The organism is Martinezella sp. CNPSo 3795 (assembly GCF_057784475.1).
Genome location: NZ_JBXSOQ010000010.1, coordinates 49,676 through 65,554, shown reverse-complemented (window position 1 = coordinate 65,554; position 15,879 = coordinate 49,676). Strand labels below are relative to the sequence as shown.

12 protein-coding genes, 1 pseudogene and 1 riboswitch are annotated in these 15,879 nt (G+C 56.8%); of the genes and pseudogenes, 7 read left to right on the top strand and 6 right to left on the bottom strand.

What is annotated here, in order from left to right; genetic code table 11:
• Positions 1 to 44: 44 nt before the first annotated feature.
• The 4 genes from AC13QY_RS24105 to AC13QY_RS24090 all read left to right on the top strand — a co-directional run bounded on the left by AC13QY_RS24105 (position 45) and on the right by AC13QY_RS24090 (position 5,555).
• On the top strand, positions 45 to 2,123 hold the full coding sequence (locus AC13QY_RS24105; RefSeq protein WP_488494008.1) for an alpha-ketoacid dehydrogenase subunit alpha/beta: 2,079 nt from the start codon (positions 45 to 47) through the stop codon (positions 2,121 to 2,123).
• 2 nt (positions 2,124 to 2,125) lie between these two features.
• Positions 2,126 to 3,361: a dihydrolipoamide acetyltransferase family protein gene (locus AC13QY_RS24100; protein ID WP_488494007.1), complete on the top strand. Its 1,236-nt coding sequence runs from the start codon at positions 2,126 to 2,128 to the stop codon at positions 3,359 to 3,361.
• A complete protein-coding gene (gene lpdA / locus AC13QY_RS24095) occupies positions 3,361 to 4,761 on the top strand; it encodes a dihydrolipoyl dehydrogenase (RefSeq protein ID WP_488494006.1) in 1,401 nt (466 codons plus the stop codon). Before AC13QY_RS24100 ends, lpdA begins: the two co-directional genes overlap by 1 nt.
• 77 nt (positions 4,762 to 4,838) lie before the next feature.
• Positions 4,839 to 5,555, top strand: a complete 717-nt coding sequence (locus AC13QY_RS24090; RefSeq protein WP_028755254.1) for a helix-turn-helix domain-containing protein — start codon at positions 4,839 to 4,841, stop codon at positions 5,553 to 5,555.
• Here the strand turns inward: AC13QY_RS24090 and AC13QY_RS24085 are convergent.
• On the bottom strand, positions 5,529 to 6,977 hold the full coding sequence (locus AC13QY_RS24085; RefSeq protein ID WP_488494005.1) for an MATE family efflux transporter: 1,449 nt from the start codon (positions 6,975 to 6,977) through the stop codon (positions 5,529 to 5,531). The two genes, AC13QY_RS24090 and AC13QY_RS24085, sit on opposite strands and share 27 nt — an antisense overlap.
• 440 nt (positions 6,978 to 7,417) lie before the next feature.
• On the opposite strand from AC13QY_RS24085, the gene AC13QY_RS24080 reads away from it, so the two are divergent.
• From AC13QY_RS24080 to AC13QY_RS24070, 3 genes and pseudogenes are all read left to right on the top strand, one after another.
• A complete protein-coding gene (locus AC13QY_RS24080; RefSeq protein ID WP_488494004.1) occupies positions 7,418 to 8,605 on the top strand; it encodes an aromatic amino acid transaminase in 1,188 nt (395 codons plus the stop codon).
• Between the two features lie 699 nt (positions 8,606 to 9,304).
• Positions 9,305 to 10,138 (top strand): prephenate dehydratase, encoded by an 834-nt coding sequence (locus AC13QY_RS24075; RefSeq protein ID WP_488494003.1) that lies wholly within the window; start codon positions 9,305 to 9,307, stop codon positions 10,136 to 10,138.
• Between the two features lie 95 nt (positions 10,139 to 10,233).
• A pseudogene (locus AC13QY_RS24070) lies at positions 10,234 to 10,389 on the top strand (IS3 family transposase); the annotation flags it as partial.
• 67 nt (positions 10,390 to 10,456) lie between these two features.
• Here the strand turns inward: AC13QY_RS24070 and AC13QY_RS24065 are convergent.
• From AC13QY_RS24065 to AC13QY_RS24045, 5 genes are all read right to left on the bottom strand, one after another.
• Positions 10,457 to 10,597, bottom strand: a complete 141-nt coding sequence (locus AC13QY_RS24065) for a 3,4-dihydroxy-2-butanone-4-phosphate synthase (RefSeq protein ID WP_081670466.1) — start codon at positions 10,595 to 10,597, stop codon at positions 10,457 to 10,459.
• Between the two features lie 113 nt (positions 10,598 to 10,710).
• Positions 10,711 to 10,857: riboswitch (FMN riboswitch) on the bottom strand.
• 88 nt (positions 10,858 to 10,945) lie between these two features.
• Positions 10,946 to 11,707 carry a triose-phosphate isomerase gene (gene tpiA / locus AC13QY_RS24060; RefSeq protein WP_488494002.1) on the bottom strand — a complete coding sequence of 254 codons (762 nt, stop codon included), beginning with the start codon at positions 11,705 to 11,707 and terminating at the stop codon, positions 10,946 to 10,948.
• A gap of 145 nt (positions 11,708 to 11,852) precedes the next feature.
• Entirely contained in the window at positions 11,853 to 13,316 is a 1,464-nt protein-coding gene (gene pepD, locus AC13QY_RS24055) for a beta-Ala-His dipeptidase (RefSeq protein ID WP_488494001.1), read from the bottom strand.
• Between the two features lie 22 nt (positions 13,317 to 13,338).
• Complete coding sequence (locus tag AC13QY_RS24050; protein ID WP_028755051.1) at positions 13,339 to 14,334, bottom strand: ABC transporter permease; 996 nt, start codon at positions 14,332 to 14,334, stop codon at positions 13,339 to 13,341.
• Positions 14,331 to 15,869, bottom strand: a complete 1,539-nt coding sequence (locus tag AC13QY_RS24045) for a sugar ABC transporter ATP-binding protein (protein ID WP_488494000.1) — start codon at positions 15,867 to 15,869, stop codon at positions 14,331 to 14,333. Before AC13QY_RS24045 ends, AC13QY_RS24050 begins: the two co-directional genes overlap by 4 nt.
• Positions 15,870 to 15,879: the final 10 nt, after the last annotated feature.

Sequence of the window (15,879 nt, the reverse complement as noted above, 5' to 3'; positions counted from 1 at the left end):
CCCGATTTTAATATGCTGTTCCGAACGAATTTCGGAAGGACGACATGGATCACGTCGCTATCAAATCGCACGAGCGAAACTCACCAGATGAGCAGATCGACTGGCGCAAAGCCGCATACTACCTTCAGCTCTCTCGGGCTCTCGATGAAATGGAAGAGACGCGCCTCGTCCCGGAGAAGAAGGTCCTTTATCAATTTTCCGCTCGCGGACATGACATGGCTCAAATTCTTTTGGGCATGCAGCTGACCGGATCGCACGATGCTACTTGCGGGTATTACCGCTCCCGGCCCCTTCTCCTGTCTCTTGGCGTCGATCCTGTTGATGCGCTTGGCTCCGCGATGGGCCGCGCGGGCGGATACTCAGACGGACGCGACATCGGTGTAGTATTCAATTATCCCAACCTCTCGGGTGCATCCGCGCTCCCGATGTGCGGTGGTGTTGGAGCGCAATACACGCCCACTGCAGGCTGGGCCCAAGCGATGAACTACTATGCCAAGACGCTTGGAAAAGCCGAATATGCGAAGGACATCGGGGTGGTGCTCGGTGGCGACGGGTCGGTTGCCTCGAACGGCTTTTGGGCGGCGATCACCGCCGCCACAACTCAATCGCTCCCGATGTTGTTCTACATCGAGGACAACGGCTTCGGCATCTCCGTTCCTTCAACCGTCCAGACGCCGGGCGGGAATATCGCTGCCAACCTGGCGAGCTGGAAAAATCTTAAAATCTTCGACGGTGATGGCTGCGACCCGGCAGCCGCCGCTCGCCTTACTCAAGAAGCTGTTGCGTTTGTGCGCGATCAGCGCAAGCCAGCCATGCTGCGACTGACCGTTCCACGCCTGCAAGGACATAGCTTCCAGGATACTCAGACCTACAAGAGCGAAGACACGGTAAAACAGGAGTGGGATCGTGATCCCTTCCCCCGTTTGAAAGAATATCTTGTCCCGGCTGTCATGACAGCTGACGAGTGGGACGAAACAGAAAGCAGTGCACGACAGGCTGCCGAAATGGCTCGGGAAGCAGCTGAAGCCCGACCTGTAGCCGACCCTTCGACCCTTACGAAGAATGTTTTCTTTAGTGGCGAAATGCAGGTCATGGGTGGTCAGCACCGTGACGGTTATGTCGCGCCGCAGAGCACCGAGACGCCTGAGCCATCCGGTGCGCGGATGAACATGGTAACCGCGATCCGAAAGACACTTGATCATGAGATGTCAATCAACGAACGCGTCGTGATCTTCGGTGAGGATATTGGCCCCAAGGGCGGCGTTCATGCCGTTACGCTTGGTCTTCAGGAGAAATTCGGCATCGAGCGCGTGTTTGACACCTCCCTGTCAGAAGAAGGCATCATCGGTCGCGCCGTCGGAATGGCCCTTGCTGGCCTTGTACCCGTGCCTGAAATTCAATTCCGCAAGTACGCTGAACCGGCGACCGAACAGTTGAATGACTGTGGTACCATCCGCTGGCGCACAAATAACCGCTTCGCCGCACCCATCGTCGTGCGCATGCCTGGTGGTTTCTTCAAGTGCGGCGACCCTTGGCACAGTCAGACGAACGAGGTCGCTTTTGTGCACCAGCCCGGCTGGAAAGTCGCGGTCCCCTCGAACGCAGAGGATGCGGTAGGGCTGCTTCGCACATCGCTGCGGGGCAATGATCCCGTTATCTTCTTCGAACATCGCGCCATGCTTGACCACGCTTGGGCTCGACGCCGCTACCCTGGCGACAACTTCACACTGCCATTCGGGAAAGCGAAATTCACCCGCACCGGCAACGACATCACCATCGTAACATGGGGTGCTATGGTCCAACGTTGTGAGGAGGCGGCAGAAGGTATCTCAGCTGATGTGATCGACCTTCGCACGCTGATGCCTTGGGATCAGGACGCTGTCCTGACCTCGGTGAGGAAGACGCGGCGTTGCCTCATTATTCACGAGGATTTGGGGTCGGCTGGTTTCGGCGCTGAAATCTCTGCCGTTGTCGCCGACAGAGCTTTCATGGACTTAGATGCCCCCGTTTCCCGCCTCACCATGCCGGATATCCCCAGCCCGCATAACCCTATCCTTCTAGACTGGGCGGTTCCTTCGGTCGAACGTATCTCCAAACGTATCAACGAGCTTCTGGAGTTCTAAGTATGGCCGACGTAATTGATATCCTTGCTCCTATTGAGCAGGAAGGGACCAAGGCCGTTGTTCGGAACTGGCTGAAGGAGATTGGTGACAACGTCGTTGAAGGCGATGCGCTGGTTGAGCTGGAAACCGACAAGGTAACGCAAGAGGTACCTGCCCCTTGCGACGGCATTCTGACCGAGATCACTATGACCAATGGCGTTGACGCGACGCCAGGCTCGATCCTTGGCCGCCTCACATGCGGTAGCGCTTCGGTGATGCCGACGGCAGCAGCAACCAGCCCAGTGGTTGTAGTCGCAGAAGCAACACCGAACGAGCACTACTCACCAGCAGTGAGACGGGCTGCATCGGAATATGGCATTGATCCGTCAACGGTTAGCGGCACCGGCAAGGGTGGACGCGTGACCAGAGCCGATATGGACCTAGCCAACGAAGGGAAGCCCAAAAAGGCTGTGGCACCGGTCGCAGCACCTCTTGCTACGGTCGCTCCTGTGCAAGCAGGCGCCACTTCACCAACTCCCGCCCAGGTCATGGGCGTGGAGACCGGCTCCTCTCGTAAGGTGCCGCACTCATCAATGCGCCTGGCCATCGCCAAGCATATGTCGCACTCCCTTTCGACAGCGCCTCAGGTCACTGCGGTGTTCGAAGCGGACTTCACAGCGATTGTGCGCCATCGCGACGCAAACAAGTCTCGTATGAAGGCTGAGGGTGTCAATCTATCGTACACTGCGTACATCGTGGCTGCGTGCGTCGCCGCCGTGAAGGTAGTGCCCGAGATCAACAGCCAGTGGCACGACGAAAGTCTTGAGGTTTTCGGAGACGTCAACATTGGCGTCGGCACCGCGCTGGGAGACAAGGGCTTGGTAGTCCCTGTGATCCGGCAGGCCCAGCACCTGTCCCTGCAGGGTATAGCAGCTCGTCTGCAGGACATGACAAATAAGGCGCGGTCCAACACGTTGAAAGGCGATGACCTCAAGGGTGGGACGTTCACCATCTCCAACCACGGCGTTTCAGGTTCCCTGCTCGCAGCTCCAATTATCATCAATCAGCCCCAATCGGCGATTCTCGGAGTGGGCAAGCTGGAAAAACGGGTCGTCGTCCGCGAAGTCGATGGTGTCGATACCATCCAGATTCGCCCGATGGCTTATATATCTCTGACGATTGACCATCGCTCCCTCGACGGTCACCAGACCAATACGTGGCTAACGGAATTCGTGCGGACGCTGGAGACATGGTCCTGATGAGCGCCAACTATGACTTCGACGTCATCGTCATCGGTGGCGGACCAGGCGGCTACGCCTGCGCGGTCCGGGCCGCTCAGTTTGGTTTGAAGACCGCATGTGTAGAGGGCCGAGAGACATTGGGAGGCACCTGCCTGAACGTGGGTTGCATACCGTCGAAGGCATTGCTCAACGCTTCGCACTTTTATCACGCGGCAGCCCATGGCACCTGGTCCAGCTTCGGAATAAAAGCCGAAAGCGTCTCACTCGATCTGCCGACGATGATGTTGCAGAAGGACGAGACGGTCCGCAGCCTTACCAAGGGTATCGAGTTCCTGTTCAAGAAGAATAAAGTGGAGCTGCTACATGGCTGGGCGCGGTTCGAAGACGCTCATGCAATTTCAGTCTCAGGAAAACGTCACACTGCGAAATCCATAATTATCGCGACAGGGTCAGACCCCTCACCCTTCCGTTCGGTTGAGATCAACAACGACGGCGGCGTCGTGGTCGACTCTACGGGAGCGCTTACTCTGAAATCCGTTCCAAAACGTCTCATAGTTGTAGGTGGCGGAGTGATTGGTCTCGAACTCGGCTCCGTTTGGAGCAGGCTTGGTGCGGAGGTGACAGTCCTGGAGTACCTGGACGAGATTTTACCGGGAATGGACAGCGATGTTCGCAAGACGATGAGGCAACTGCTGCAGAAGCAAGGCTTCAAGATCAGAACATCGGTTGAAGTCCAGACCATCGACCGGGCTGACTCCTCTGCGAAAGTCTCTTTTAAAGAAAAAGGGAAGCTCGAAGAGATCGAGGCCGATACCGTTCTTATCGCCACCGGACGGCGTCCCAACACTTCTGAGCTCGGGCTTGAGATCGTCGGCATCACGGTCGACGAGCGCGGCTTTATCCCCGTTGACCGCGTGGCGAGAACCGCAATCGAGGGCGTTTACGCCATCGGCGATGTCACAGCTGGCCCGATGCTGGCGCACCGTGCCGAGGACGATGGCATCGCGCTGGCTGAACGCCTGGCGGGCATACTACGCGACGTTAATCACGACGTCATCCCTGCTGTAGTTTATACAGACCCAGAGGTCGCCAGTGTTGGTCTAACGGAGGACGCTCTCAAGTTGTCGGGTCGATCCTACAAAGTTTCAAAATTCCCCATGGTCGCCAACAGCCGAGCAAAGGCGAATCGGGAGACCGATGGTTTTGTCAAACTGATCGCGGACGAAAAGACTGATGTCGTTTTGGGGGCGCACATCATCTCTTCGGTCGCTGGGACGATGATTGGCCAGATAGCCCAAGCGATGGAGTTTGGCGCAACAGCCGAGGACGTGGCATACACTTGTCATGCCCATCCGACGCACAGCGAAGCGATTAAGGAAGCCGCGCTCGGCATCGGCGGAAGTCCTATCCATGCTTGACGCGTTCGACGCCCCGCCAGCTCTTACTATGGACGCTAAAACACTCTACAGTGCATGGAAAATGGAGTAGGAAAGCCGTGCATGATGGAAAGAAGAAAGTCGTAGAGGGCAAACGCGTAAAGCGCGGTGCTCTTTCCATGATGATCCGTCCGAACACGCAGGATGAGGTCGACGAAAAGGCGACTCCATCCGCAAGTTCCTCCTCGTCCGTCAAAGCTCCCTCCGGTGAGGCTCTGGCCGTTGCTGTTGGCAAGGAGATCAAAAGTCTCCGGCTGAGCTTGAGCATGGCAGCCAATCAGTTGGCTGAAGCGGCAGGACTTTCCAACGGCATGCTATCGAAGATCGAACGCGGAACGACAACACCCTCCTTTGGAACATTGGTCGCCATTTCGGCTGCTCTCAAGGTCCCGGTCGCCCGCCTTTTTGCGAGCCACGAGCAACGTGCTGACTACTCCCTGGTGAGGGCCGGAAAAGGCATTTCGGTCCAGCGGCGGGGCTCGAAGGTCGGGCTAGACTATGAACTTCTCGGGCACCTGCTGTCAGGGGAGAAGTATGTTGAGCCATACCTTGTCACTCTGAGCAGCGACTCCAGTGTTAGCCCAGGGTTTCAGCACACCGGGATCGAGTTCATGTACGTCCTCGAAGGTTCGATGGTCTACCGGTATGCGGATGCCTTGGTTGAGTTGCGCCCCGGCGATACGATGGTGTTCGACGCAAATTCAATCCATGGCCATGAAAAGCTTATCAACGCGCCAGTAAAGTACCTGTCAGTGGTCTTTAATCTCCGCGCCTAGAACGACAGGCAGCTCATGTGGGAAAGCAGGAAGGAACGCTCGCTCCGCTGCCTCTTTCATTTCGCCGAGGTGGTACAACAGCCTTCCAGTGAGTGCCACCGCGACCACAACAACGCCAATCAATAGGCCAATGTAAACGCCCGTTCCACCGTATCCTGCAGGACCTGATAGTATAACGGACACCGGAAAGCCGAAAACCCAGTATCCGGTCAGGACCAGAAGCAGGGGTACAAAGGTATCGGACATGCCGCGTAGGACATTCGAAACGATACCTTGGACTGCGTCCACGAGCTGCAGGGTCGCCACTATATACAAAAATAGCGTGGCTATCCTCACAACAGCATCGTTTTCGGCAACGGTGACGTCGATAAAGATGGAGATAAAAAGGCTCGGAAACATGGCGTACATGAGCCCAACACACAATCCCGTCCCGACGCCCAAACCTATTGCTGCAAAGCACGCCCTTTGCATCGCGATCCAACTTCGCGCGCCGTAGGCCCAGCCAACGCGCACCATCGCCGCAACGCCGATCCCTGTCGGGATCGCAAATGCGAGACCGTTGAGCTGTCCCGACAGAGCATAGGCAGCCAGCACAGCGTCGCCTTGATAACCCATCAGGAGAGAACTTGCGCTGAAGAATGCCACTTCGAGAAGGGTGGCTGCCCCAATAGGTGTCCCGACGATGGAGACTGCCTTGAGCGAAAGAAGGTCCATCCGGTGAAGACCGCGGTAGGGAGCAACAACGTTGGTGTGTGGATTCGACGAAATGTAGAACAGAAGCGCCACCGCGATGGCAAGATTGGCCAATGCCGTAGACAGGCCGATCCCAAACAGGCCGTATTGCCCTAAGCCCCAGACGTTCTCAACGATCAGGTAGCAGATGGCAAAGTTCAATGCGGCGCCGGCCACCAGGATCGCCAAAGCCACAACAGTCTGGCCGTGTGCGGCAAGAAAATTTCTTGCCACAAGCATCACCATATAAGGTGGAAGCATGAAGCAAAGTGCTTTCGCAAACTCTCCTGCCTGCCGTGACAGCTCAGGAGACTGCCCCAGGAATTCAAGCGCCGTTCCCGTATTATAGAGCAGCGGAACCGCGAGACACGACAGGATTACGCTGAGCCACATACCCTGTTGGAAGAAGGCGCGACCGCCCGATTTATCCCCTGCCCCAATTGCCTGGGCCGTGAGCGGAGCCACAGCTGTCAAGATGCCGCCTGTGCATAGCAGTATCGGGTTAAGCATGGCCATTGCCAGCGTACCAGAGGCCAGTTCCTTCGCACCTAGATGGCCTATCATGACAACGTTGATGATGAGCATCAGACGCTGAGCGATTTGACCAAGGATGAGTGGCCAAGACAGCTTCGTCGTAGACCGGATTTCTTCAGGCCAAGTTTGTAAGCGGGCTACGGATCGAGCAGTCATGTCATGCATCACAAAAAAGCGAGACGCCTGCTGGCCGGGACGTCTCGCAAGGTGCGGGAGGAGATTTAGTTGCTGGCTACCCAGCTATTCCATTTGGACGTGAGATCTTCCTAACGATCCTGCCAGAAAAGCGTCGCCGTCTTTGTGAGTTCCTTGTTCAGTTCCCATTGTTTTTTTCGATGCAGCCTTTTGGCCGATTTTTTGGAGAGGTTACGGCAATCCGCCACGAGATCAATTGTCTGGAAAATATTTTCCCGTCATGAAACTCACGGCCGGACCTCTGAGCATTTCATCACAGGAAAATATTTTCCTAACGATTGCCAGCGTCCGCTCTGATGCGCTTAACGTAGCGTGGACCAGGCGCTTCAGGAGGCAGCCTGAGCGTCCTTGCCGGCGTTGAGCGAAGGTGACCGGTTTCTTTATAGAATAGGAGGAAAAGCGTGACTAAGCAGTACCTTTTGGCAGGATTGCCTGACCGGAAACCAGACCCCCTGCTTGCCCTTATCAAGAAATTCGCGAGCAATGAGCGTCTCGATAAGATCGATCTCGGCGTAGGTGTATACCGGGACGGAACCGGTAGGACTCCTGTCATGGCAGCGGTCAAGTCCGCAGAGCATCATCTGTGGGAAACTCAGGACACAAAGTCCTACATCGGTCCCGAGGGTGATCCGTCATTCGTATCGCTTTTGACACACGAGGTGTTCGGCGAAGGAACGGTGACCGAAAAATTGGCTGGGGTGCAGACGCCGGGTGGAACTGCTGCCTTGCGTCTTAGCGCTGAAATCCTCGCCCATGACAAGGACCGGACCATTTGGATTGGAACACCGACCTGGGCAAACCATAATGCGATCTTCGGGACGGTTGGCTTGAGCATTAAGACATATCGCTTCTTCGATCCCCGGAGCCAAGCCGTCCATGTCGATGAGATGCTTTCTGCCTTTGAGAGCGCACAATCAGGCGACGCAATCCTACTGCATGCAAGCTGCCACAATCCGACCGGAGCAGCTATTTCGAAAGAGGCTTGGTCGGCGATTGCTGAGGTAGTCGCGCGGAAAGGCCTCATCCCGCTATTCGATAACGCCTATCAAGGTTTGGGACGCGGCTTTGTACAGGATGCCGAAGGCATGCTGACCGTGTTGAATGCAGCGGATGAGGCCATCGTGGCCATATCATGCTCCAAGTCCTTCTCGCTTTATCGCGAGCGAACCGGCGCGGCATTCGTGTTGGGCAACTCGGCAACAGACCTGAACAAAGGCGTCGCTAATTTCGCGTACCATGCGCGCGCCAGCTATTCGATGCCACCTGCTCACGGTGCGGCCATTGTGGCGGCTGTGCTTGGCGATCCGGGCCGTCGAAAGCTGTGGATCGACGAACTTGCCTCGATGCGAAGCCGGGTCTCTGAAATCAGAACAGCGCTGGCAGACCGGCTTTCCATCTACGCCCCTCGACTTTCCGCTGTCGCAGGCCAGGAAGGAATGTTTTCACTTCTCCCGGTCACGCCCGAGAACGTCACGCACCTCCGAGAGGTTCATGGCATCTACATGCCTGACTCTGGTCGCGTAAATCTCGCAGGCCTGCGTATCGAACAGGTTGATCTGGCGTCCCAGGCAATCGGTGAACTGCTGTGATGCTAACCGCCACGAGCCAGCTGCTTCACGCGTGGGCTCGTGGCGCAGGGCTCACGCACGAGTTGGCGTAAGCCTATTGATAAGGAACTGCGCTCGTCACCGTTCGGCTCCTGTGACGTCGCGAAACACCGGCACAGCGAGGGTCGCACCCGCGTGTGCCAGCGTCGAGAACGGTGTAGCCCACACGAAACGTTCGGAAATTCGCGTCAACACATAGGGTGGGGATGCTTCCTTCACAAACTCCCTCGCAGCATTCGCTTCTTTCGCATAATATTGCTTTGTCTAATCGACAATTCTGCTGCTCTCGACGTGAACCGCCCTACCGACCAGGATGTCGTCGATAGAAACTGTGTGGAGCCATGCCTCCTCACAGTGACAGATGAAGTCGCCGGATATCAGCACATTGGAATACAGGCGACTTACATATTGGAAGATCAAATGTCGTTCCGCTATGCCGATGAGGTCGTCGAACTGAAGCCATCCGATACCTTGGTTATTCGACGGCCGCGGCATCCATGGACGTGAAAGCCTGCGTCAGGCACCAGCCGAGTATTCGTTTATATTTAGCCTGCGAAACTGACCTGATTTTCATGACATTAAAATATTTTCAAACGAATTGAACCGCCCGAGATGCCCCGTTATCCATTTAGCGAACGATGGAAGCACCCGCAGTATGAGCTGCGCAACCGGGACATGGGAATGAACAAGTTAATCCGGCAGCCGCCGATCATTGATGCATCCGATATCAAAAAAGTCGGCTTCATTGGACCCGAGGGGACCTGGACACATCAAGCGACACTTGAGCTCTTCAGCAACGGCCCTGGACTGGTACCCTTTAAGGATGGCCTCTTCGAGGCGTACGCATCGGGAATGGTTGACGCTATCTGTGCACCGGTTACGACCTCTCTAGTCGGGACCACTCCATATCTCGATCAAATTCTTGCTCTCCCCTCGGTTACGGTTATTGCGGAATATCCCCGTTTGTTAAGCTACAGCCTGATCGCGAGCAAAGACGCCACTTTCTCGTCGATAACAAAGGTGCTCGGTCATCCCGTGGCTCTGGAAGAGGTCAGGGCTTGGATCGACGAGAACATGCCGGGAGTGGAGCGTGAGAGCCGCCTGGGCACTGTCGCTTATATCGCCGAGGAGAATTCACCAAAGCTTGCAGCTTTCGGGCCGGGCCTAGGCGCAAAACTTTACGACCTCCAGGAACTCCGCACCGGTATCGAAGCGGGTCTCCACAACGTTACGCGTTGGTGGGTTCTTGGCAAAGATATCGCCCGGCCGACCGGCTTCGACAGAACGACGATTGTGCTTCGTAGCGACGAAGCGTCGATCAGCTCGCAGCTTGCGACCTTTGTGAATTCCGGGCTGTCCATCCTCAATATCTACGAGCGCCCTACGCGCGAACGGTTGGACATCCATCAATACGTGATTGATTTCGCCGGACACGTTGAGGCTGAATCACAGCTTGCGCAGTTAGTATTGAGGGATGATATCCGCATGTTGGGGTCCTATCCCAGAAGATACTAGCTGTCCTCCGGTAGCTACTACAAAATGCGTTGGTAGCGGCATGAAATGTCGAAGAATATTGAAATGAGAAATTTGTGTTCATGAACGATCAATCGCGTGGACCATGGAAGAGCTTTGAAACGGTGGAATTCGCCACCATGGAATGGCCGACTGGTTCAACCACCGACGACTTCTGAAGTCCATCGCGAATACACCGCCAGCCGAAGCTGAAGAGCGGTACTACGTTGGACGAAGCAGCCGTGGCCGCATAGCTTAGGCAAAATGGCCTCCGCCAAACACGCTGCGGTTCAGTACGCAGATCAGGCCGCGCATGATTCATCATGGGATCGCTTCTGAAGTGACCAGTTCCGATGCGATGACGAGGTCGCCCTCGTTCTCTCTGTGGCGGTTGCCGGCGACGAGGATGATCTCACCACGACCGATAGCGGCGATTGCATCTTCAATTAGGGAAAATGCCATTTCTCTGCCTTTAAAGGGTTAGCCCCAAACCGCGCCGTACATGGATCATGACGAGCCACCACTTAGCCTTGGCGAACAAGCATTCGAACGCTGTAGCTGCGCAGCGCCTTTGTGCGTGCTCTCTTCCATCCGGATTATACCATCGTCTCCGGCATTTTATCGGATCTGCTAACCTCCCCGGGTGCTGCCGGAAGCGCTCGCGGGTTCCGGATCTTCCCGATACCGCCGGCGGGGAATCGCTTCCCGCCCTGAGAACGATATCAGCAAAGGAGACAAATGGCGGAGTTCTCAAGCGCCCGTTCTCCCAATTGCGAATGAAACAGCGGCCGCTGCGTGAGGAAATGTGGACTAGGAAACGCAGAAGGCATCCGCGATTGCCAGGAAGCTGGCCGCTTTCAAGCTCGCACCTCCGACAAGAGCACCACTTACATTCTCGCAGGTAATGATTTCGCGGGCGTTCTCCGCCTTGACGGATCCGCCGTAAAGCAACCGCGTCTTCGGGCCGTGGTCGGCAAACTGTGCATCCAACCAATTCCGTATAAATTGGTGCACGCCGGCAATTTCGTCGACTGTCGGAGTCTTGCCACTCCCTATTGCCCACACTGGCTCATACGCTACGACGAAGTCGCCCTGCCCCGCCTCCGAAGGCAGAGAAGCTGTCAACTGCTCCGAGAGAACTTGGAGCGTACGCCCCTCGTGCATTTCACTTTCGGTCTCTCCGATACAAACGATCGGAGTGACCCCCGCTGACAGTGCCTGGCGGACCTTCCGGCACACAACGGCGCTGGTTTCTGATCTCAGTGTCCGTCGCTCGGAGTGACCAATGATAACCCACTTTGCCCCGCAATTGGCGAGCATGGCCGCGGAGACGTCTCCCGTGAATGCGCCTGTCTGTTCGTCGCTGCAGTCCTGCGCGCCGATTTCGAGCAGCGACGTGGCGACGCCCTCTACAGCGGAGCGAACCAAGGTCAGAGGCGGGCAGATGACCATGTCGACGAAAAGAGACAAATCCACACTTCTCGATGCCGTCTGAGCGAGTTCGTCCAGCGACGAGATCATTCCGTTCATCTTCCAATTGCCGACGAGCAGCGGCCGGACACGGTGTTCCATCTAACTAACCTCATCAATATTGTCGGAAGAGGACACGCAGAAGCACTCGGCGGTAGCCAGGTTATCTTCGACGGTGCCCGTTTCGAGAATGAAGAATGTTGGCTGGCGAACAAGCCTCGCCAGTCCATTGGGCCGAATCCTTGAATCAGTCCTTCAAGCGTCCCACGAAGTCGCGGACAACCTTCCACGAGCGGGCCACCGACGGATGGCTCACACGCTCCTTCGTCGAGTGCAGGTGCTGCAGTTCGGTTCCAATGCCCACCGTATCCAGTCCAGGGATGCGGTTGACGAAAAAGCCGAGCTCGAGGCTGCAGGAGGATACAAGAACTTCTGGTTCGCGACCGTGGACAGTCTTGAAAGCTGCTACGGCTGCGGGAACAGATTTCGAATTCGGGGTCGGCGGAAACTCCGGGGCGTCCAGTCCGAACTGCTTGAACTCCGTTCTGCCGCCGGCCATCTCGGCCAGCTCACGCATGCGTTCAAAGATGTCGTGCTTTCGCGAGGACACACCCGCCGTAATCGTGCAGGTGAAAGTCAATCCGTCGTCGGTCGCACGCACGGTCCCGAGGTTGCTTGAACTCTCCACGAGGCCGTCGATGGACCTGCTCATGCTGATGACGCCATTGGGCAGAAGAGCCGCAATGCGGCCGACACGGCGGGTTGCTGTCTGCGAATAGATCCGGGATGAAAGTTCTGCGTCAGTTACAGTGACCTTCAGACCCGGGTCGGCGACCAAGAACTCGCTCTTGAGCGTCGCTTCAAGCTCCTTGATAGCATCCAGAATTGCAGCTTTATCGGCTTGCTGAACCACGAGCACGAGTTCGCCATGTGCTGGGATGACGTTGTTCTGGGCCCCACCCTCAAAGCGGCCAATCCGGACATCGTACGTCTTCGCCAGTGAGTTGAGGATGCGCGCCAGAACCACAATGCCGTTGGCTCGCTCGAGGTGGATGTCAAATTCGCAATGTCCTCCGAGCAGCCCGCCGATGCTGAGCGAGAGTGCCTGCGTGTTCGGGGGAGTGGTCACCCATTCAGCATTGACATCGATGGTGCAGGAAATGTCGCCCGCGCAACCCGCAAGGATCTGCTCGTCGGTCACCCAGTTGAAGTCGACCATCCGAGTGCCCTCGAGCTGGGAGACGTCGAACTCGGATGCGCCGACCTTGCCCATCTCCTCCATGACGGTCATTACGGCTTCCAATGGAGGATGGGGAATATCCTTGGAGTCCAGTAACGCTAGGATGAAGGAGCAACCAATGCCGTTGTCAGCGCCGAGGGACGTCCGGTCCGCACGGATATAGTCGCCGTCGACAATCAGCTTGATGCCGTCCTTCGTGAAGTCGTGCTCGACCCCCGGGTCCTTCTCGCATACCATGTCCATGTGGCCGTGAAGAATGAGTGCCGGCGCGTTTTCATAGCCGGGAGTGCCAGGTTTCTTAACAAGTACGTTGTACATCTTGTCCTGATACGCTTCGAGAGACCGCTCTCTAGCGAAATTCACGATGTAGTCGCTGACCTGCTTCTCGTTTTGCGAACCGCGCGGGATCGCAGAAAGAGCGGCGAAATGATTGAACACTTCCTTGGGTTCAAGCTCTTCGAAAGTAGTCACGGAAATCTCCCGTCTAGGCTTGTTATTTCACGAATTTGAGTTTGGTGCGGTCGATCGTCAGAATCACTGCAAGGATGACGACCAGGCCGTATACGATCTGCTGGTAACGCGGATCGATGCCGACCACAGAGCTGCCAACCGGGATGAGTGCGATGATCATGGATCCAACGATGACGTTGAGCGCGCTACCGACGCCACCAGTCAGGGCCACGCCGCCACAGATCGTCGCCGCGATGGACGGCAGGAGCAGACCCACACCGAGCCCGGACGCGGAAGCGGTTCCCTGCTGCGCAGTCAGGACGATCCCAGCGAGGGCCGCGAACGCGCCGGAGATCGTGAACACCGCCACTGTCACGGCGGCGGTCGGGACTCCGGACATGATCGAGGCCCGCTCATTGAGGCCCATTGCCTTCACAAAGGTGCCGAAACGGGTCCAGCGCATCACAGCCCATGCCACGACGGCAAGCAAGAGGCCGATGAAGACGGCAGCGGAGTATCCGCCAATCTGGAAGCTGTCGAGCCAGTCGATGATTTCGCCATTTGCGGAGACGTACACAGTAGTCTCTTTTGCGATCACAAGCGAAAGCGATTGCCAGACACCGATAGCACCAAGCGTGACGGCGAACGATGGTACCTGAAAGTAGTTGATGACCATGCCGTTGGCGAACCCGGCTGCTGCACCGATGCCGATCGTGGCGATCGGAGCGAACATGCCGAGCGGTTCCAGGAGCTGGGCGACCGAGACCGAAGCGAGCACCGCCACAGTCGCACTCGAGAGATCGATGCGGCCGAGCTGGATTACGCCGAACTGGCCCAAGCCTAGCAACAGGATCGGAATTGCCTGGTAGGCGAGGATCTCAAGACCTACGCCGCCAACAAAAGTCGGCTGAAAGATAGAGATGATGCCAAGAAGGATCAGCAGCACGGCGAGTGGCGCGAACGCCTTGAGATTTGCGGAGCCGATCTTGGCTTTCGACATGTCCGCGGGCGAGTTCACCTGGGTAACCTCCATTGTCATATCATTTTCCCCACAAGTTCGGCATGGGTCGGGATCGAACCAGAGTTGAGGTCGAACGTGGCGGTGATCTCACCATCGCGCATAACGGTGATGGTATCAGCCAGAGAAATCGCTTCTTCTAGCGTGTCAGCGATCAACAGCACTGCGGCGCCCTTTTCGCATGCTGCGAAAACCTGCTTACTGACGTCCTCGCGCGCACCGGGATCGATGCCTCGGGTAGGATGGTCGAGGATGAGCAAGGAAAGCTTCGGATCCTCGAGCCACTTCGCAAGGACTACCTTCTGCTGATTGCCGCCGCTGAGGGAAGCGATGTCCGCGTCCGGAATTGGAGGCCGGATGCTCAGCTTCGAAATCCATTCCTTGGTCTTTTCACGCCGAGCACCCGGATTAACGAAGATCGCGGATGCGTGTTCACCCCGATGCGTCAGCTGGAGGTTCTCGGCAACGGTCATTCCCGCCACCATGCTCTCGACCTTTCGCTCGGAGGGGAGATAAGCGATCCCGCCATAGGCACTTCCCCGCAAGCTTGGTCGCGAAACGACCTTTCCGTTGTATCGGACGGTTCCGGCATCGAACTCTTCGGCGCCGAAGACTGCTCGGCAGACTTCTTCGCGACCAGAATGGTTCGTACCCACGAGAGCATGGATCTCTCCGCTTCGGACCTTCAAAGAGATCCCGGAGAACTTACCCTTTGCCTCAAGGCGTTCGAGATCGAGGACCACCGCGCTGTCGCTAAACGATTTCTTGCGCTCGCGCGAAGTCGTCTCAGCGTGTCGCCCCGTCATCAGCCGGAACAACTCGTCTTCGTTCACCTCACTTGTTAAACGCTCGCCGACCACTTCGCCATTCCGCATCACACAGATCCGGTCGCAGAACTTCATCACCTCGTCGAGGCGATGGGACACGAAGATAACGGACCCGATTTCCTTCAGACGCCTGACTTCGTGCTCGAGCTGCTGGATATCGTTGTCTTCAAGAACAGACGTCGGCTCGTCGAGGACAATGATCGGTTGCACGCCCGGCTGCCTAGTAATCTGAAGGGCCTTGGCGATTTCGACCATCTGCCGATCGGCAAAAGACAGGTCTTCCACCTTCGATTTCGGGTCAATTGTCGAGCCGATGCGCTCCAGGATTTCCGCGGCGTCGTCGTTGATCTTGCGCCAGTTGTAGATGCCGAAGCGAACCTTGCCGTCTTTGTTGCCTGACATTGTTGCGCGGGTCGATATCAGGATGTTTTCCGCGACCGAAAGGTTGGTGACGAGAGACTGCTCCTGATGGACGACGCCAATGCCCGCGGAGGCCGCGGCAGCAGGGTTGGTGAATGTCCGCTTCTGTCCGCCGACGAGAATATCACCTGTGTCCGGCTGGTAGGTGCCAGAAAGAACCTTGAGCAGGCTAGACTTCCCCGCGCCGTTCTCACCAATCAGGCCGACCACTTCATTGGCTCTGATGCTGAGGCTGACATTGTTCAGCGCCCTCACCGGGCCGAAGCTCTTCGACACGTTGCGAAGAGAGAATGGAACTGTCCCCTGCATGGCCGATCTC